This window comes from Bacillus smithii, assembly GCF_001050115.1.
Taxonomy (GTDB): domain Bacteria; phylum Bacillota; class Bacilli; order Bacillales; family DSM-4216; genus Bacillus_O; species Bacillus_O smithii.
In genome coordinates this window covers 2357578-2376919 of the sequence record NZ_CP012024.1, presented here as the reverse complement: position 1 = coordinate 2376919, position 19342 = coordinate 2357578, and the positions used below count along the sequence as shown (strand labels likewise).

The window sequence follows — 19342 nt, the reverse complement described above, 5'->3', positions numbered from 1 at the left end:
ACTTACGCCTAAGGAGGGAAAAATGTTGAAGATCCATATAGTGCAAAAAGGTGATACGCTGTGGACGATCGCAAAAAAGTACGGCGTGTCTTTTGAAGAATTAAAAAAGATAAATTCTCAGCTCTCCAATCCGGAAATGATTATGCCTGGCATGAAAATTAAAATACCCGGAACAGGGGGAAACGTAAAAAAAGGGCCCAGCCATCATCATGGCCACCATGGACATCATGGAAAAGAAATAAAAAAATACGAACATCCATTTAAAGAATCGAAACCTCCTACTATTCCAACCGCAGAAACGCCCAGCCAAGTCACCAAAAAAGAAGTCCCGAAAGAAAAGCCCAAACATGTCGCCCCCATAATGCCGCAGCCAATCGTTCCGGATATAGAAATCAATCAGCATTTTGACGTGACAATGGAGCAAATGAACAAACAAATTAGTCAACAAACGCAAAAAGAAATTCATAAGGTGCCGCCCAATATATTTCCCGGACTGGAGGAGTCAGTGGAATTCACGGAAGAAAAGGAATCATCGTCTCATCATCATCAAATCGCCCAATTTGAATGTGGCGGGAACTTTCCATATGTAAGTCCATACTATACGAATTGTTATCCCGCTCCCGTCCCGGTTTATCCGTATCAACCGCAGTGGTCGCATCCCGTCCCGGTTGTTCAACCTGCCGCGAATCCGGTTTTTCACCAGCCTTCCTATCCGTACGGACTTCCCGGAGCGGGGATGAATGAACCAATGGAAGAGTCCTCCTCAGCGCTGCTGCCTTTTACGGAAAGTCAGGCTCCAGGAATGTATCCTCCGGGTGCTTACGGGAACCAGCCGAATTATGTTCCGATTTCCCCAGTGGCACCGGGAACTGGATATGATCCTTATTATGGTGCTTCTTATCCTGGTGCAGTCTATCCGCCGATGCCAAATCAACCGATGCCAAATCAGATGCCAAACCAACCAATGCCAAATCAACCAATGCCTTATCAACAGGCAGGACCGACGGAGGGTAAATGGTCAAATGATTGCCATTGCCAAGATCAAAGCGGACAACAAATCCCGTCTTATCCAGGAGGGACTTTCATGCCGGTTCAGCCGGCGCCTTATCAGCCCCTGTATCCGCAGGCACCATACGGTTTTTATGGCCAGCCCAGTTCAGGACCGGCGGCTCCTTACGGGGAACAGGGATATCCGCCGGCGTCTGATCAAAATTCAGATTTTAGGACCTCTAGAACGGATGATGAGAGTCATGATGATGATCAATGATGTATGTAGTGGGGACGATTTTAGTCATCGTCTCCTTTTATCTGTTCAAAATGTGTTGAAAGAACCCGTGCTGTCCTATAAGCCTATAAAAGAAGGAAAATGGAAAATTTTTTTGCCGTCAGGACCATGGTTTCTGAAGGAATTTTCTTCAGAAACAAAATGGAAACAACAACAAGCACTTATTCGTTCGCTTCATAGCGTTCATTTTTTAAAAACAGCAGAGCCTCATCCTATGCAAACGGAAGAAGTCATCTCCTTTCAAAAACGATTTTATGGCGTTTTCCGATGGATCGAATCATCCATTCCCCCTTTTTCCTATAAAAGAGAAGAAGAAAGAATTCAAGCTCTTTCTGTTTTAAATGAATTCCACGCTTGCACAGAGACATTTTATTCCTCTTTTTTGTCTGTTATTTCGCAGTTTGATCAAACAAAAAAATGGAAAGAGAGGCATCATGAATTTGAGGCCAATAGAAAGAAACTGGAATGGTATTTATCTTTGAACGCGATCAAAAAGTATTTATGGATGGGGGAACGAGCGATAGAGGCAATATCGAAATTCACGATACAAGATGAAATGGCGATCATTCACGGAGACGTCGCCCATCATAATTTTATCAAAGATCGCTCTAATCGCTTGTTTATTACGGATTTCGACCTGATTGCCATTGCTCCGAAAACATATGATTACATTCAGTTTGCCATGAGAGTTTTGCCCATTCTTCATTGGGATGAATCCCTTCTTTGGAAACATCCTTTTTTGGACAAATATCAAGATGATCCATTTTTTCTTGCTCATTTGCTGTTTCCAAGCGATATCTTTAGAGAATGGAACCGTTTTTTCAAACGCCCTCGAAGCGGTCATTTACCGTATTTATATCAAATAACCGTCAAGGAAATGGACGAACGCACGGCCTTTTTTAACAAAATATTCGCTAGAATGTTCAAATGACGTATCGTTTTTCGAATCCATTCCCTCGTATAGTTTTTTTTAAGCCCCGCACACTATAAAATGAGCTGATTGTCGAGCTCACTATGTGGCAAAAGAGGGGATAATGGTGAAAAAAATTTACCAATCTCTCGTTTCGGGAGTGATGGTTTTGAGTCTTGCCGCTTGTTCAGGAGGAGAAGACGCTTATGGAGGCGACCGGGCCAATTATCATCCAAAGGGTGTTTTTTCCAACGAAGGGCATGGCGGCGATACGAATGACCGGCATGATGGCCCGATGACAGAACTGTATGACCACTCTGTCGGCAGAGAAGGTCAGGCCATTCGTGAACATAAAAGAAGATATTTGCAAGTGCGTGATGATAACGGAAATCCTCCCAACCCGACCGTTCCGCTTGCGAAAGATGATAAAAACTTTTGGGCCAGAGATAATCAGTTCAGTCGTAAAGATGCAAACTATCATGGACATTTGCAAACTCAATTGCCTCAGACCAAAAATTCATATTATCAAGCTTATGAAGGGAAAATGGCAGAGAGACTGGCCGCTAAAGCGGTAAAAGTCAATCATGTTCAAGATGCAAGAGCCGTCGTTTATAACAAAGATGTGATCATTGCGGTCATAACCGAAAACGGATCGGCTAAAGAAAAAGTCAAATCAAGCGTCAAAAAAGCAGTCCAACCGTATTTAAACGGGCGCCGATGCACTGTTGTTACGGGTATAGGCAATTTCGGCCGCGTTCGCAATATAGATAATGAACTAAGGGACGGCGGACCAAAAGATCAAATAGAACTTGATTTAAAAGAAATGATGCGAACTTTACGCCATCAGGAAAGATAAAGAAAAAGGGGATGTCCCGAAAGTCAGTAATATGACACAGGGGCACCCCTTTTTTGAGTAAAGCTTTCTATCGTGAAATTCACTCGCTTTCCGTGTGTCTTCTCGCTCTCGGGCCTCGCCTGGTCCGCTTTTTCCACTGATTCTCGCCCACCGCGGTCATCTACAATTTCACTTAGTTAATGCCAAACAGCGCTTTTTCCATTATTCCGTAGAAATCAAAGAGGAGACCGGCACATCCATTATCATTCGGCGTTGGAAGGAATAAAAAGCAAAAGCGAAGAAGAGGAAGAGCCTTTGGTCTGTCGAGGCTGCGCTCGTGTTCGCCTGAACGGTCCGTAATCCCCAGGAACTTACCAAAAGGAAATAAAATGTGCTATATTATTGTCGGAAAAACAGATTTGAGAGGGGTATTTAGGATGGCAGGTCATTCTAAATGGAAAAATATCCAACGGAGAAAAAATGCGCAGGATGCGAAAAAAGGGAAAGTGTTTCAAAAGCTGGCGAAAGAAATCTACGTAGCCGCCAAAAGAGGGCTTCCTGATCCTGACGCTAACCCTGCTTTACGGCTTGTCGTTGAAAAGGCGAAAGCGGCAAACATGCCAAATGACAATATAAAACGAGCCATTGAAAAAGCTCGCGGCAATCAAAATGGAGAAAATTACGAGGAAATTGTGTATGAAGGATATGGCCCCGGCGGTGTTGCCATCATGGTCACGTGCTTGACTGACAACAAAAACCGCACGGCATCAAATGTGCGGATGGCTTTTTCGAAAAATGGAGGAAATCTTGGGGAAACAGGCTGTGTTTCCTATTTGTTTGACCGCAAAGGCTATTTGGTCATTGAAAGAGAAGATTTGAATCTCGACGAAGATGATATGCTTCTGCAAGCTATTGAAGCCGGAGCGGAAGAAATGGAAACGAGCGAGGAAGCTTTTGAAATTTATACGGATCCGGAGAACTTTATGGAAGTGAAAGAAAACTTGGAAAAAGCGGGATTTACTTTTGCAACCGCTGAAATCACGATGGTTCCGCAAACTTATACGGTGCTTGATGATGAGCAATCAGCCAAAATGGAAAAATTGCTCGACATGCTCGAAGACAACGATGATGTGCAAGAAATTTATCATAACTATCAAGAAGCTTAATAAGTTTCATCCATCATCCATTTGGAGCAAGGCCTCGTTTTTCGATTTTATATAAAAGCTTTTTACGTGAGCGTTCATGATAAAAAAAGGACATGTTGGCAATCTGCGATAAACGCGTAGAATGTCGGCATGTCCTTTTTTGCTGTATCATTTAGAAGATGATGGTTTCGGTTTCCCGCGATTGATGAGTCTTGCGACATCGATCATCGAGAAAGGCAAGAAGCGGTATTTTCGGTAAGCCATATATCTTGGCTCCCAGTTTGGATCATATTTTTCTTTGAATTTTCGCAGTCCGGCGAAATGGTAAATATATTGAATATGATGAAACATATGGGAAGCAATCCGTTCCGGCCAAAAAGCAGTTTCGGTTTGGCCGACATTGGAAAGCGGCGTCATACCTAAGTTGAATGTGGTATAGCCGTGTTCTTGTGCCCATTCAATCATGGCAATCAATAGACCGTCCATAATGCCGGGAGGAGCATCGGGTACATATCGCATTAAGTCGATGGAAATAATTCCTTCCTGGTAAGTCGGCATTAAGCTGGCAAAGGCCATGATCTTTCCTTCTTCCGTTTCCAATACCGCGACGGGGGCAAGCGAGAGATAGTCTCGATCAAAATAACCTAAAGAAAATCCTTTTTCTTTTTTCTTGCCGAGCCATTGATTAGAGACTTCTTCAAGATTATGGAAAAATTCGTCTGTAAATGGTGGTTCCACCATCCGAAAGCGTATATTTTCTCTTTTTAATCTGTTTTTGGTGGATCGAAGTCCTGCCTTTCGCTTTCCTCTCAAGGAAAATGAAGTTAAATCGACGATCGCTTCCTCTCCCAGTTTAAAGAAGGAGTTGCCAAAGTCATGGTACATCGGCATGTATTTAGATTGGACTTGATAAAAAATGATATGATAACCGAAACGATCCGCTTTTTTATAAAGATCATTCAACAATGAATAAAACGAGTCTTCGTTTCCCACCGGATCGCCAAGCACCACCACTTTATCGCGAATGATCGAAAATTGAATAAAGGCATTTCCATCTTTGGACAAGAAAAAGGATTTGTCCCCTAAAAACGCCAAATGGCTTAAATAATTTCCCCCATAATGATGAAGCAATTCCAAAAGCTTCTCATCGGAAACTTCCATTTCGAATTTTTCGTTGTGCTTGGATTCAAAAGTGTAATAAAAAATGATATTCAGAATGAGGAAGATAGCGGTGCTCATTCCAAATGTCAATTCGACATCATTTTTTTGTACGGTCATTCCTAGTTCATATGCATAATCAGGAAGACTGTTTAACGTAATAAAGTAGATCCAATAAAACAACATAAACAAGCCGACAAGAACCAGTTTCCGGACCCCCGTTACAGGACGGCGGATGCGGTCGAACTTTTTCTTCGAGTAGCCAAAAAGCAAGATCATGCCAATCAGCCAAATAACCTCTAAAACGGTTCCCGCTGTTAAGAGAACAAAAAGAAGCGCCAGAACAAAGCTGTTGAAAACAAAGTGGCGAGCTCTCTTCGTCCCTAAATAAACCCCTTTGACACTTAATATCAAAGTGATGGAAAGAGCGACCAGAAAGGCGTCAAACAATAATTTGATATAACGAGTATAATCTTTGCCGGCGATTGAATGATCAAAATGATAAGGCTCAATTCCATATAAAAATAAGTAGACTCCGCTCAAAAACACCAAAATGGAAAAAGACAAATACGGAATTTTTTGCACCCAGCTTTTTTGCAAGGACAAGACGACGCTCGAAGTATCAATCGCCGGTCCAAGAATCGGTTTCATTTCCGGCTTTTTCAATACGTTGCCGCTGAATTCGTAAATGGTAAAGATAAGCCCGAGAAGAAAAGGCAAAAAGTAATAAACAGTACGATACAATAACAGAGCGGATACAATCGTTTCTTCTTGATAGCCCAATTCTTGAAAACCGATTAAATAAATAACATCAAAAGCGCCTAAGCCTCCGGGAATCATACTGATTAATCCGGCAGCAGCTGAAGTGAAGAAAATGCCGCAAGCTGTTCCAAACGGTACATGGATCCCCAAAACCCGCAACGAAAAAAAGGCGACAATGGCCGCTGACAGCCATTCGATAATAGAAGCGACCATATATTGTACCGATAAAGTGAAAGAAGTAGCGTCTTTCCCTTTGATGCGAGACAGAAGAAAAAAGGCGGGCAAATAGAGCGCGATGACGACTACTACGATGTCGAGCCACTTTTTGCTGGCAAGCAGAGGTTTGGCATGAAAAAAGTTCAAGAGCACGAATAGACAATAAAACGACAAGCCGGCAAGGGTGCCTGTCGCCATCCAAGCAATTCCCCTCAACAGCTTAGATTCTTCTTTCGTATGCTGCTTATACAACATCATTCTTAATCCCGCGCCGATGATGCCGCCAAAGCCCAAAATTCCGTTAAGCGTATTGGCAATCCAAGAGATGCGGAATATTTTTCCCGTACGAATATTCAAGTTCAAAAAACGAAGAAGAAAGAAATCATAAAGAAACATCGTACTGACCGCGAGCAAGCCTAATAATACAACTACCGTCACTTGGTAGGATGAAAGACTTTTTAATAAGCGGATGGAATCGCTAATGGAGATGTTGGAAAGTTCTCTTTTTCCTTGAAAAAAGACAAATACAATGATGGCTAATGAAAAGAAAAATTTTGCTGAACTGCGTAGCCTTTTGAATGTAAGGAATTGTTGCAATATGATCTTCTCCTTTGCTCCGCATAGTCCGTCCGTCAGTTCGTTTCGCTGCGTCAGCGACGACAGACGCTTTTTCCTTCCTTCATTCTATAATAAGTAAGCCAAAGATAGAATTTTTTTCTTCCGCTGTCAAGAGGCCGTATCCTTGGCAAAATGAGAGAAAACAAGGGATAGTCGTCCGTTGAAAGGACTATATTTGCTCTTTCGATTATGATTATATTTCTCCTTTTTGGAACAAACTATCAACAAGAGTTCATTACATTTAGGTGGTGTTTACATGACGCTGTTTACAAGAATCAGTTTCATGCTGTTATTGGTAGCAGGAGCGTTCTTCCTTACGATTTTCCACGATGAAGCCAAAACGGATACGAGCAAAAAATCGGCCGAGAGTGAAGAAAAGCCAATAAGTACTGCAGTTGTCGTGTCGCCCAATGTTTCTGAAAAAACGATGACCGTGATTTTAGACAGAATTTATTTGGATGGAGAGGTCAGCGAAGAAATCCGGACAGAGCCGTTCATTTCTATTGGGGATATACTTGAACGTTATAAAAACTGGAAATTAGTAGAAATGGATGATACAGAAGCTGTGTTTCAAAAAAAAATAAACGATATATCTCCTTTATTAAAAGCTAACGGATATTTTGGCATTACGGACAAAGGGGTTTTATCCATTTTCAAGGGAAAACCGGAAGGAAAAAACGCCCAAATTATTCAATCTTTTTTTCAAATTGATGTCCATAAACTTGAAAGCGGCGTTCAAAAAGAATTACGACACGGAATTCCTATTAAGACAAAAGAAAAATATACGAAAGTGATTGAAACGTTTAAACCGTACTCTATCGAAAAATAAAAGCAGGATGATTTTATAAGATCCTTTGTTCATTTCAATCCAAGCTTTTGGATACAGTATTCAATTACAGTCGTTTTCAAGAAAATAAACGACCTTTCCTCGACTTAACACCGAGAAAAGGCCTTTTTATTTTTACTTATATAGAGCTCGCGGCAAAAAAGCCGTGAAAAGGAGAGTGCTGAAAATATTGTTATCTTGCTGTCAAAGGGAATTTGACTATTCAGATTCAAATGACTTTCTGAAAAAGATTAGAAACGAACCCGATATAACAAGGATTCGTTTCTCGTAGTGATTTGTTTGTCAAATATATTGGTAGGCAGGTGACAGCGGTCCCCTAAAAAGATCGTTCTTTCAACTAGCGATCCGTTAGACCGATGTCCGGTTGAAGTTTATTTAAAAGAAAGACCGGCTGCAACTTCCATTTGCTGATCTTTCACTTCTAAAACAAATTGTAAAATATCTTCTGCTGCATGCGGATTGATGAATTTTCTTTGACTATCGATAATATGATTGAGTTTTTCTCCATTATTTTTAAGCAATTCGGTCATTGTCTGTTTGATATCGTCCGTCTTATTGCACACTACTCCCAAATTTGATTTTTCGGCAAAGTAGGGGTTGTCTTCTTCTTGGCCGGGCAACGCACCGGTTATAATCATCGGCGTATTGGAAGCAATGGCTTCAAACATGACGTTCGGACTCCCTCTTGTAAACACGATATCAGAGGCAAACATCAGTTCATGGATATTTTTCGTGAAACCGTAAATCTCTACTTTGTCTCCATATTGTGGAAAAAGGGATTGCTCTAACTTTGCTTTCAGCTTCGCATTTCTCCCTGCCACAATTTTGACGGTGCAATCAAAATGATCGAGCAAAATTTCCGCAATCTTCTTCATATTGCCTACACCTTCGCCGCCGCTCATAATCAAGCATTTTAAAGGGGCGCCTTTTTGATAACGGACCTTTCTATTGGTGTTGTTTCTGAAAAACCTGGAACGAACCGGAAATCCTAAAATTTTTATATTCTCCGCTGGAATGCCGTATTCCATACACTTATCCGCCGCTTCCACGGTCGGGCTGATGATATAATCAGCTCGAATATCTGCCCATAACGGGCTAATGTTGACAAGATCAGCTATCAGTGTAATGAATGGGATTTTAATATTTTGTTTCTCTAAAATATTTAAAATCGAGCCGTTAAAATTAGGGTGCACCGACAAAATCAAATCGGGTTTTACTTCGTCCAGCAAATGCAGGAAGTTATTTTTGATTAATCCTTCTATAAAATAGTTGATTAACGTTGGGTTATCAGCTGATATGTTATATACCATCTTCCATAAATTTTCGGCTTTTCTCGTGATCGGTCCATATAGTTTGCCGATCGACAGCAGAGTTTGTCCGCCAAGCGAAAAGCCATCCACAACGTGTATGTTGATGTCATGGTCCCTTCCAATTTTTTCGCATAAAGATTCTGTAATGCTTTTATGCCCATGACCTGTATGATCAGAGGAAATGATCAGCACTTTTACGCCCATTTTACCAAGCCTTTCTTCACATTGTATAATATAATCATACCAATAAATGATAGGGAGAATACTAAAATTTTCTTCCATTTTGATCAAGCAAAAAAAAGAAAACACTTTTGAATTCCTGAAGGTAGTATTGTACTACTCAAAAATAAAACGGAGTTCTTTCTGTGTTTTCACTAAAAAAGACTTCCAAAATAGAAATATGTTCTTGCTCCAAATAGTATGTAAAGAAAAAATAGACGGCTGTCTTGCATTCATCCCTGTTTAACCAATAAAAAAGCAGGATGAACCTTAGTCATGATCTTTTGTTTGAAATGATCTGTAGATATAATATCATATTGATGAAATGCCAAAGAAGTTTTTTTGCAAACTGCACTTCCATTGGCTGGACGAATCTGAAAGGAAATGCATGTTGACAATAGCTGCCGCATCTTGCTGCATAAGAAATCTTGTATTATAGAAATCCAATTCGTGTTGACGATCTTAAAGCAAACCATATCATCAAATTTTTAGACAAAGGAGCTTTCATTATATTTGAAACGTACGAAATGGAGAATCATCTATACGATCTTTGTTTTTATTGCCCTTGCGGCATTTGACAATATCATCATTGGATTATTTCCTCCGCTGTTTCGCTATATAGCAAAAGATTTACATGTGGAAGTTGCGAAATTAGGAGTTGTTTCAGCTGTTAACATTTTAGTTACAGCGGTTTCCTCCGTTTATTGGGGGTATCTTTCCGGAAAATATAAACGTAAGAGACTGATTATGATTGGGACCTTTATTTGGGTCATATCTGTATTTTTAACGGCCTTTAGCCAAAGTTACGGGCAGCTTTTACTGTTTCAAATCATAACAGGAATCGGTTTAGGCTGTATTGCTTCTATTGGTTTCAGTGTTTTAACGGATTATATCCCCTATCAAAAGCGGGGGATGGTGTTAAGCCTTTGGGGCATGGCACAAGGCTTAGGCGGTATTTTAGGGTCTCTGATGGCTTCTTTAACGGCCATAAATACGAGTTGGAGATGGCCTTTTGAAATCGTTGGGTTGATCGGTTTTTTTCTCATTATTCTTTACGTTTTTGTAGAAGAACCGTCCAGAGGCCAGTCAGATCCTGAGTTGAAAGATTTGATGAGAAATGGACAATCTTACAACTACATAATAGAGGCCAAGCATCTTCCCGCTATTCTTCTAAAAGGCAGCAACGTGTTTTTGTTTTTGCAGGCATTTTTTATGAATATTGCAACGGGTAGCCTCATTTGGATTCCAACTTTATATATTTATAAAATTCAGCAGCAAGGGTACAGTTTGGAAACAGCCATGATTGCATCAGGTTATCTTTATGCGATTTTTCAAATCGGCGGGATGACTTCCGCTTATTTCGGCCATCTTGGTGATCAGTTGCAAAAGAAAACGTTTAAAGGAAGAGCTTTATTAACGGCTGTTTTCGTATTTCTGACGATGCCTCTTTATATACTCATGTTTTTCATTCCGTTGGATCATCTGTCATTGCCGAATGATCATAATGCTTTATCGGTTTTAGGCGGTTTAATCACACAAATATTCACAAATCCATGGATTGCTTTATTGTTTGCTTTATCGCTTTTGGCATCCGCAGCTCAATCTGCCAACACGCCAAACTGGCTGGCGCTGATAACAGATGTGAATCTTCCTGAGCACAGGGGGACAGCATTTAGCGTCGCTAATCTTTTCAATAGTTTAGGCAGAACTGTCGGTAACGTAGGAGTTGGAATTGTGCTTGGCATCGTTTCTACTTCTTATCATGAACCATATAGTTATATGATCACGTTGTCACTGCTGCAGCTGTTCCTTGTTCCGTCTGCATTCAGTTATATTTTAATGGCCAATCAAAATGTATCTGACATCAAACGAGTGAAAAAAATCTTGAAAGAAAGATCGTAGCGGCTGCATTGTCTAAAGTCGGCAAATGATACGGAAAGATAAGGGTTCCGTATGGCGAAAGCAGGATCGCCGCTTTTCTTTTAAAAAAATAAATTCCGTCGGTTTCTTGGTTTCGTTTTTGATTGGTCTGTTTTTTGTTTTCTATTTTTCTGTTAGAATAAGAACAGATGTTTTGTTAAAGGAGATGAAGGGTGGAATCTACTTCGGCTTCCGTCATTGCCGATTAGTTGCCGCAACGGCTGTTATAAAAGTTGCACGGTCTTGTTTCGGCCGTTTTGACAACATAGAAGGATAGGAGCGAATGCTGCGCTTCTTTTCTTTTTTGTTCCTGACAGTCCCATTCATTCTCTCCCGTTTTTTTCGCTTCACAAATCAAGATGTGGTACAATCATGGTTAGCATAAAAGGAGAGAGTTGGTTTGTTTGAATATATTAAAGGTGTTATTGAATATGTAAGTCCTGAATATATCGTCGTTGATCATCAAGGAATAGGCTATCAAATCATGATGCCGAATCCATTTGTGTTTTCAAAAGAGCTGGGACGCGAGAAAAAAGTGTACATACACATGCATGTACGGGAAGATTTGCTTGCTTTGTACGGTTTTGAGTCAGCCGAAGAAAAAAAGTTATTTCAAAAATTATTAAATGTCTCAGGTATCGGTCCAAAAGGAGCTTTGGCCATTTTGGCTTCGGGAGCCCCTCAACAAGTGATCGCCGCCATTGAAAACGAGGATGAAAAATTTTTGACGAAATTTCCTGGCGTTGGCAAGAAAACGGCAAGACAAATGATTTTAGACTTAAAAGGCAAATTGCAAGATGTCGTTCCTGATTACTTTCCTAATTTATTTTCCTCCTCATCACCTGAATCTCCTGCTGAATTTTCTCCTGAATGGGAGGAAGCCGCTCTTGCATTGGAGGCGCTTGGGTATTCCCGCAACGAAATTCAAAAAGCGGCTCATGTGTTGAAAGGAAAAGCCCTTTCAACGGATGAATATATAAAGAAAGCTTTACAAGTGCTGTTGAAAATATAGAGTGACATTTCCTGCCGTGAAGTGGAAGCAATCGGGCAGCATGTGAGGCAGTCGTCCCTTAAAAAGGATGTCTTCTGTGCTGCAGTCCCAAGGAAGGGGAAGGGACGTATTGCCCGTTAATATGGGATATAAGGAGGGAGGAGATGAACGGTGGAGGAAAGGATTGTGTCGGGTGAAGCAGATTGGAAAGAAGCTGCAATGGAACCGAGTCTGCGCCCGCAAACGCTGAAGCAGTATATTGGTCAAGACAAAGTAAAGAGAAATTTGGAAATTTTTATTGAAGCCGCTCGAATGAGACAGGAAACTTTGGATCATGTGCTTTTGTATGGCCCGCCGGGATTGGGAAAAACCACGCTGGCTCAAGTAATCGCTAATGAAATGGGTGTCCGTCTGCGGTCGACTTCAGGACCGGCGATTGAGCGTCCGGGTGATTTGGCGGCTATTTTGACGTCGCTTGAGCCCGGAGATGTTTTGTTTATTGATGAAATTCATCGTCTTCCAAGGGCCATTGAAGAGGTGCTTTATCCTGCCATGGAAGATTTTTGCTTAGATATCGTCATCGGCAAAGGTCCAAGTTCTCGTTCTGTCCGGCTTGATGTACCTCCTTTTACGCTTATCGGAGCGACGACGAGAGCTGGATCGCTTTCAGCTCCTTTGCGGGATCGATTTGGTGTCTTAAGCCGGCTTGAATATTATAATCAAGAGCAGTTGAAAGAAATCGTTTTGCGGACCGCCGATATTTTCCATACGGAAATTGAAGAGAGAGGGGCGATGGAAATCGCCAGACGCTCGCGGGGGACGCCGCGAATAGCGAATCGCCTGCTAAAGCGAGTTCGCGACTATGCACAAGTTCGCGGAAATGGATTGATTACGTACGATATTGCCGCTGAGGCGCTTGAGTTGCTGCAGGTGGATCAAATGGGGCTGGATCACATTGACCATAAGCTGCTTTTAACCATCATTGAAAAATTTCGCGGCGGCCCTGTTGGTTTGGATACAATTGCGGCAAGCATCGGCGAAGAACCGGGTACAATAGAAGATGTATATGAGCCGTATTTACTGCAAATAGGTTTTTTACAACGGACGCCTAGGGGAAGAATGGTTACGGAACTTGTTTATCACCACTTTCAAATGGAGGTTCCTAAAGAATGAGCGGTTTAGGAAAAACATTGATGATTGTTGGAGGCATTGTTTTTTTGGTCGGTTTTCTCATGCAGTTTATCAAAATTGGGAGACTGCCGGGAGATATTCTCATAAAAAAAGGGAATATGACCTTCTATTTTCCCATTGCTACGTCCATACTATTAAGCGTCCTGTTGTCCGCGATCTTCTATTTTTTGTCGCGTTTTAACCGGCCGTAGCATCTTCATTCAAGGCTTATGGTCGTTTGGAATACCCAATCATTTTGCCAATCGCAGGCGGCCTGCCTCGATTTGGCAAAAGATGTTCTTCAATCCTGCATATAGGATGGGAAACGTTTAGAAACAAGAATTTTTCTGCTTAGAAAAGATTGAATTGAAAAGGTGACATCGAATGAATGTAGAAGATTTTGATTTTGAATTACCAGAAGAATTAATAGCCCAAACTCCTTTAAAAAATCGTTCAGAAAGCCGGCTGATGGTGTTGGATAAGGAAACGGGTGAAATCAAGCATGATATTTTCAAAAATTTATTGCACCATCTGAATCCCGGTGATTGTTTAGTATTGAATGATTCAAAAGTTCTTCCGGCTCGATTGTATGGAGTAAAGAAGGATACGGGTGCTCATATAGAAATTCTGCTTTTAAAACAATTGGAGGGGGATCGCTGGGAAACGTTGGCGAAGCCGGCCAAAAGGTTAAAAGAAGGAAGCCAAATCATTTTCGGAGATGGTCAATTGACAGCGGAGTGCGTTGGGAAGCTCGATCATGGCGGCAGAGTGATCGAATTTCATTATGACGGCATTTTTTACGAAATTCTTGATCAGCTTGGAGAAATGCCGTTGCCCCCTTATATAAAAGAAAAGCTTGAAGATCAAGACCGTTATCAAACCGTGTACGCAAAAGAACGCGGGTCGGCTGCCGCACCGACAGCTGGACTTCATTTTACGGAGGAACTTCTTAAGGAGATTGAATCTGCAGGAGTTCATCTGGCTTTTCTTACTCTGCATGTAGGTCTTGGAACGTTCCGCCCTGTGTCGGTAGATAGGGTGGAAGATCATGATATGCATGCCGAGTTCTATCAAGTGTCTAAAGAAACGGCGGATTTAATTGAAAAAGTTCGTAGAGAAGGCGGGAAAATTTATAGTGTTGGAACTACTTCAACTCGAACGCTCGAAACAATTGCCAGGGATCACGACGGAAAAATTGTTCCCGCTAGCGGTTGGACGGATATTTTTATTTATCCGGGATTTCAATTTCGCGCGATCGACGGGTTGATTACGAATTTCCATCTTCCTAAATCGACGCTGATTATGCTTGTGAGCGCCTTGGCAGGGAGAGAAAACATCCTGAATGCCTATGAAACCGCCGTGCGGGAAAAATATCGTTTCTTTAGTTTTGGAGACGCGATGTTTATTAAATAAATTGATTTGGCAGACAAAGTTAGCATCAAAAGAGGAAGGAGCATGGAACATTGCCAGCCATCAAGTATGAATTATTGAAAACTTGTAAGCAGACGGGTGCAAGGCTTGGTAGAGTGACGACGCCGCATGGAAGTTTTGAAACGCCCATGTTTATGCCCGTTGGAACGTTAGCGACAGTGAAAACCATGTCCCCGGAAGAATTAAAAGAGATGGGGGCTAAGATTATTCTAAGCAATACGTATCATCTTTGGTTAAGGCCCGGCCATGATATTATCCAAGAAGCGGGCGGCCTTCATTCCTTTATGAATTGGGATGGAGCGATTTTAACCGATTCTGGCGGTTTTCAAGTATTCAGCTTGAGCAAACTTCGTCGCATTGAGGAAGAAGGAGTGTATTTCCGCAATCATTTAAATGGGGAAAAACTGTTTTTATCTCCTGAAAAAGCGATGGAAATTCAAAACGCTCTTGGATCAGACATTATGATGGCATTTGATGAATGCCCTCCTTATCCGGCTGAGTTCGATTATATGAAAAAGTCGATAGAAAGGACTTCGCGATGGGCTGAGCGCTGCCTGAAAGCTCATAAAAGACCGGAAGACCAAGGGTTGTTTGGGATTGTGCAAGGGGGAGAGTATAAAGAACTTCGTCGGCAAAGTGCCAATGATTTAGTGTCTCTTGATTTTCCGGGCTATGCGATCGGTGGACTGTCGGTGGGAGAACCGAAAGAGGTCATGAATGAAATGCTGGAATTCACGACGCCGCTTTTGCCGGCTGATAAACCACGCTATTTAATGGGAGTAGGGTCGCCGGATTCTTTAATTGATGGCGCCATTCGGGGAATTGATATGTTCGATTGTGTACTTCCAACGCGAATTGCCAGAAACGGTACGCTGATGACGAGCCAAGGTCGGCTTGTGGTGAAAAATGCAAAATACGCTCGCGATTTTCGGCCGATTGATGAGCAATGTGATTGCTATACGTGCAGAAACTATTCGAGGGCGTATATCCGTCATTTAATTCATACGAATGAAACATTGGGAATTAGGTTGACGACTTACCACAATCTTTATTTTCTGTTAAAATTAATGGAGAAAATCAGACAAGCTATCCGGGAAGACCGGCTTGGTGATTTTAGAGAAGAGTTTTTTGAACAGTACGGTTTTAATCGTCCTGATGCCAAAAACTTTTAAAAAGGAACGTAAGCTTGAACCTCAAGCTTTGAGTGTTTATTGTACTTAGAAAGGGGTGAATGGATTGGGTAGTTTAGGAACATTTTTGCCTTTAATTATCATGTTCGTTCTGTTTTACTTCTTGCTTATCCGTCCTCAGCAAAAACGGCAAAAGCAAGTCATGAATATGCAGAACAGCTTGGAAAAAGGAGATAAGATCGTTACGATTGGCGGTCTTCATGGCATCGTCGATTCGCTGGATGAAAATACGATTGTCATTCGATGCGGAGATGGCAGCCGTTTGACATACGACCGGTCAGCGGTTCGTGATGTGATTGAAAAAGCCAAAAGTTCTTCGACGAACTCGTCTTCAACAAACTCGTAATAAAAAAAGAAGCAATTTGGTCATTCGAATTGCTTCTTTTTTATGGATAGATTAAAGCGCAAAACAGAGGTCAGAAACTTGCTAAGACTCTTTCGTTTTCCCGCCGGAAAGATTGACGCCCAATACGCTTCCTAGCATGGCGGTGGCGATATAGCAAAGATGGAAGATGAGTTGCTTTAAAGAAAAGATGGAGTCGTATCCGAGAAACTGATATAGAAAAATAATGGAACTATAAATGATTCCTGTAAATGCTCCGAGAAGCAGTCCTTTTTCTTTCCCTTTTCCCCCCGTGATGTACCCCCCGATAAATAAACTGAAAAAAGATATAATGGTGACCAATAATTGAATGGAATGTTCCGTTAATTGCGATAACCGTAAAATCGTAGCAAAAATAAGGCTGCTGGCTATGGCCATGATCAGGATCGCGATGACTCCGTATAACACTGCACTAATTTGCCTTTGCATAAAATGGCTTCTCCTCCCGCCTGAAAATTTCAATTTTTCCCAGTACAAGCATATGCGCTTCATTGTTAGGTTAGAAGCAAAAGTTAATAGAAGCCAAGTTCCCGACTTATTCCGTCATTCTTTGACCATTATTCACACATACTAAAAAAGGTGAGCGACAAGAAGAGGGAGTTTGGTGAATTCCTGGACAATCCATTTTATCTTGATAAGAAAGCCTCTCCGCTAAGAACCGATGAAGAGAGTCAACAATCTTAGCCAATGGACAAGAGCGAAGAAATTGAGTCAAACGGCTTTGTTTTCATCGTTAGGCGGACAATTTGCGGTTTTTCTTAAGCATGGCCTTTATGAAGAAGGAAGAGCAAGGTTGAAAAGGACTGATTTCCCTCTTTTTAAGTGAACCGAATGGAACCTTGCTTCGTTCATCATTTTTGCATGAAAGCCAGTTTGAGTGAAATTATATCCATTTTTTTATAATGGGAATTTTCAGCAAATCTCTTTTTTTAATAAGGCCAGCTGCACCGGAAATGATGATGTAAAGGACGGAAGTGAAAGTGGCTCCCGCCAAAAAACGAATGAATGGACTTTCCATGGTGAGTACATATTGATCTGCCAGTTTGGAGAATATAATGACAACCACGACGACAAATATAAAATGAAGATAATCTCTTACATAAATCGTTAAAGATAATTTTTTAACGGCTGTCATTAGATGAAGCAACGTCACTAACATGGTTCCCGTCACAATCCCAAGTGCCGCTCCGTAAATGCCGAATGAAGGCTGGGAGGCGAGTACGAAAATAACGGCCAATTTTACAAAAGAGCCGATAAAGCTGTTGATCATCGCTGCATCCGCAAGATTCAGCGCCTGCAGAACCGCCTGAAGAGGTCCTTGATAATACTGGAAAAGAAAGAAAGGAGCCATCAATTGAATAAACACTGCCCCTTTATTTGATCCATACATTAGCTGCATCAATGGTTCGGCATACAAATAAAGAATAATGACAGCCAGTCCTCCGGTGACTAGACAAAATCGCAAAGCTTCTTGAACTTGGTATTCCAAAAGCCGATAGTTTTTATGGGCATTGGCCTCGCTGATCGCCGGTACTAATGAAGTAGATAAAGAAGTGGTAATAAAAGAAGGCAGCAGTAATAGCGGCAACGCAAAGCCCGTTAACATCCCGTATTGCTGCGTGGCCACACCGGAGGCGATTCCAGCGATGGCCAGACTGCGGGAAACGACAATCGGTTCTAAAAACCACGACAAGGAGCCGATCAGTCTACTGCCCATCGTCGGAATACCCACAATCATTAATTCTTTAAAAACATCTCCCCCTGAAAAAATGGTTTTCAAAAAATGGTTTCGCACGCGGAATCTCTTTTTCATTTTAAACATGGTAAACAGATATAACAGGGATCCAAGTTCGCCGAGCACGGAGGCGATCATCGCTCCTGCGGCCGCAAACTCAACGCCGTATGGTAGGAAGGCTTTTGTCATAACGGCGATGAGAGCGATCCTAATCGCCTGCTCCAATACTTGTGATATTGCGGATGGTTTCATATTTTGCCTACCTTGAAAATAGCCCCTTAAAACCGAGGAGACGGCAACGACAGGGATAACGGGAGCGATGGCCAGAAGCGGATAGAAAGTCCGTTCATCTGTAAACAAAGTTTTGGAGATAAAAGGCGCACATAACAGCAATCCCGGTGTAAAGACGAGCGAGAGAGAAATCGTGACTCCAAGTGAGACGACAAGGATTTTCTTGATCCTCCGAAAATCGCCTCTTGCTTCAGCTTCCGCCACACTTTTGGAGATAGCCACAGGAAGCCCCATTTGCGTCAATGTAACCGCTAGTATAAAAGTTGGGTAGGCCATCATGTATAATCCGACTCCCTCTTCGCCGATGGACCGAGCGATCACAATTCTATTGATAAACCCTAAGATTCTGGTCACAAAGGTCGCTATTAATAATATGAGTGTTCCTCTAAGAAACTTCGACATTTTCCTCCCTGCCTTCTCAACTGTACCGTTATCTTTTACAATGATATATATGCAAACAAATGGACAAAGCATGACAAGATGTTCATTTATCGGAAAAGGCGGGATGAAAATGAAAAAAAATCATCACCCATATCAGCGGTTTTATCATCGATTAACACCAGCTCTTGTCAGCAAGGTGGAAGAATTTCGGCTGTTAGGCTATGAGTCGGTTCAACTGGATTCATTATGGAATTATTTCATCAAGAAAAAATGGAAGAATGCCCAACAAGATGTTCGGATCTATCAATTAGTAAGCGATATTATTGCACTGAAACCTGGAGATTTTATGAATTATGCAACGGTGGAAGCGTATCGTTCCTCTCCTTTGTTGACAGATCAAAATCGAGAAGAAATCCAATACCTTTTTCATCCACAAAAAGAACGATGATAAATTGACAGCTTCTTTTTTCTGCTTCATAATAAATACGTTGAGCGATTCTGGTGCCTTATTCGCCAGAATTTTTTTGTATCTTTGCAGTACATATT

The 19342-nt window shown here is 41.6% G+C and carries 17 protein-coding genes; 13 read left to right on the top strand and 4 right to left on the bottom strand.

Annotated elements, in window-relative coordinates; all coding sequences use genetic code 11:
• Positions 1 to 25 precede the first annotated feature (25 nt).
• The 4 genes from safA to BSM4216_RS11145 all read left to right on the top strand — a co-directional run bounded on the left by safA (position 26) and on the right by BSM4216_RS11145 (position 4196).
• A complete protein-coding gene (gene safA, locus BSM4216_RS11160) occupies positions 26 to 1267 on the top strand; it encodes a SafA/ExsA family spore coat assembly protein (RefSeq protein ID WP_156179251.1) in 1242 nt (413 codons plus the stop codon).
• Complete coding sequence (locus BSM4216_RS11155; protein ID WP_048623756.1) at positions 1251 to 2216, top strand: hypothetical protein; 966 nt, start codon at positions 1251 to 1253, stop codon at positions 2214 to 2216. The genes safA and BSM4216_RS11155 overlap by 17 nt, the downstream gene beginning before the upstream one ends.
• 103 nt (positions 2217 to 2319) lie before the next feature.
• On the top strand, positions 2320 to 3051 hold the full coding sequence (locus BSM4216_RS11150) for a YhcN/YlaJ family sporulation lipoprotein (RefSeq protein WP_048623755.1): 732 nt from the start codon (positions 2320 to 2322) through the stop codon (positions 3049 to 3051).
• Positions 3052 to 3467: 416 nt separating this feature from the next.
• Complete coding sequence (locus tag BSM4216_RS11145; protein ID WP_048623754.1) at positions 3468 to 4196, top strand: YebC/PmpR family DNA-binding transcriptional regulator; 729 nt, start codon at positions 3468 to 3470, stop codon at positions 4194 to 4196.
• 147 nt (positions 4197 to 4343) lie between these two features.
• Here BSM4216_RS11145 and mprF read toward each other — a convergent pair whose 3' ends face one another.
• Positions 4344 to 6908: a bifunctional lysylphosphatidylglycerol flippase/synthetase MprF gene (gene mprF / locus BSM4216_RS11140; protein WP_048623753.1), complete on the bottom strand. Its 2565-nt coding sequence runs from the start codon at positions 6906 to 6908 to the stop codon at positions 4344 to 4346.
• Between the two features lie 277 nt (positions 6909 to 7185).
• Between mprF and BSM4216_RS11135 the strand changes: the two genes are divergently transcribed.
• The gene (locus BSM4216_RS11135; RefSeq protein WP_048623752.1) at positions 7186 to 7758 is read left to right on the top strand and encodes a BofC C-terminal domain-containing protein; all 573 of its coding nucleotides are present in this window, start codon (positions 7186 to 7188) and stop codon (positions 7756 to 7758) included.
• 389 nt (positions 7759 to 8147) lie between these two features.
• Here the strand turns inward: BSM4216_RS11135 and BSM4216_RS11130 are convergent, their stop codons facing one another.
• Positions 8148 to 9395 (bottom strand): MGDG synthase family glycosyltransferase, encoded by a 1248-nt coding sequence (locus BSM4216_RS11130; RefSeq protein WP_003355497.1) that lies wholly within the window; start codon positions 9393 to 9395, stop codon positions 8148 to 8150.
• Between the two features lie 423 nt (positions 9396 to 9818).
• On the opposite strand from BSM4216_RS11130, the gene BSM4216_RS11125 reads away from it, so the two are divergent.
• From BSM4216_RS11125 to yajC, 7 genes are all read left to right on the top strand, one after another.
• The gene (locus BSM4216_RS11125) at positions 9819 to 11207 is read left to right on the top strand and encodes an MFS transporter (protein ID WP_174521033.1); all 1389 of its coding nucleotides are present in this window, start codon (positions 9819 to 9821) and stop codon (positions 11205 to 11207) included.
• Positions 11208 to 11625: 418 nt separating this feature from the next.
• The gene (gene ruvA / locus BSM4216_RS11120; protein WP_003355495.1) at positions 11626 to 12237 is read left to right on the top strand and encodes a Holliday junction branch migration protein RuvA; all 612 of its coding nucleotides are present in this window, start codon (positions 11626 to 11628) and stop codon (positions 12235 to 12237) included.
• A 150-nt stretch (positions 12238 to 12387) separates the two neighbouring features.
• Positions 12388 to 13389, top strand: coding sequence for a Holliday junction branch migration DNA helicase RuvB (gene ruvB / locus BSM4216_RS11115; RefSeq protein ID WP_048623751.1), 1002 nt, complete (start codon positions 12388 to 12390; stop codon positions 13387 to 13389).
• Positions 13386 to 13598 (top strand): DUF2905 domain-containing protein, encoded by a 213-nt coding sequence (locus tag BSM4216_RS11110; protein ID WP_003355492.1) that lies wholly within the window; start codon positions 13386 to 13388, stop codon positions 13596 to 13598. The genes ruvB and BSM4216_RS11110 overlap by 4 nt, the downstream gene beginning before the upstream one ends.
• A 172-nt stretch (positions 13599 to 13770) precedes the next feature.
• Positions 13771 to 14799 carry a tRNA preQ1(34) S-adenosylmethionine ribosyltransferase-isomerase QueA gene (gene queA / locus BSM4216_RS11105; RefSeq protein WP_048623750.1) on the top strand — a complete coding sequence of 343 codons (1029 nt, stop codon included), beginning with the start codon at positions 13771 to 13773 and terminating at the stop codon, positions 14797 to 14799.
• Between the two features lie 50 nt (positions 14800 to 14849).
• Positions 14850 to 15989, top strand: coding sequence for a tRNA guanosine(34) transglycosylase Tgt (gene tgt / locus BSM4216_RS11100; RefSeq protein WP_003355490.1), 1140 nt, complete (start codon positions 14850 to 14852; stop codon positions 15987 to 15989).
• A 64-nt stretch (positions 15990 to 16053) separates the two neighbouring features.
• Positions 16054 to 16353 carry a preprotein translocase subunit YajC gene (gene yajC / locus BSM4216_RS11095; RefSeq protein ID WP_040341803.1) on the top strand — a complete coding sequence of 100 codons (300 nt, stop codon included), beginning with the start codon at positions 16054 to 16056 and terminating at the stop codon, positions 16351 to 16353.
• Positions 16354 to 16434: 81 nt separating this feature from the next.
• Here yajC and BSM4216_RS11090 read toward each other — a convergent pair whose 3' ends face one another.
• Both BSM4216_RS11090 and spoVB read right to left on the bottom strand, forming a co-directional pair.
• Positions 16435 to 16818 carry a TIGR04086 family membrane protein gene (locus BSM4216_RS11090; protein ID WP_048623749.1) on the bottom strand — a complete coding sequence of 128 codons (384 nt, stop codon included), beginning with the start codon at positions 16816 to 16818 and terminating at the stop codon, positions 16435 to 16437.
• 454 nt (positions 16819 to 17272) lie between these two features.
• On the bottom strand, positions 17273 to 18817 hold the full coding sequence (spoVB, locus tag BSM4216_RS11085) for a stage V sporulation protein B (protein ID WP_048623748.1): 1545 nt from the start codon (positions 18815 to 18817) through the stop codon (positions 17273 to 17275).
• A gap of 109 nt (positions 18818 to 18926) precedes the next feature.
• On the opposite strand from spoVB, the gene BSM4216_RS11080 reads away from it, so the two are divergent.
• Positions 18927 to 19244, top strand: a complete 318-nt coding sequence (locus BSM4216_RS11080; protein WP_003355485.1) for a post-transcriptional regulator — start codon at positions 18927 to 18929, stop codon at positions 19242 to 19244.
• Positions 19245 to 19342 lie beyond the last annotated feature (98 nt).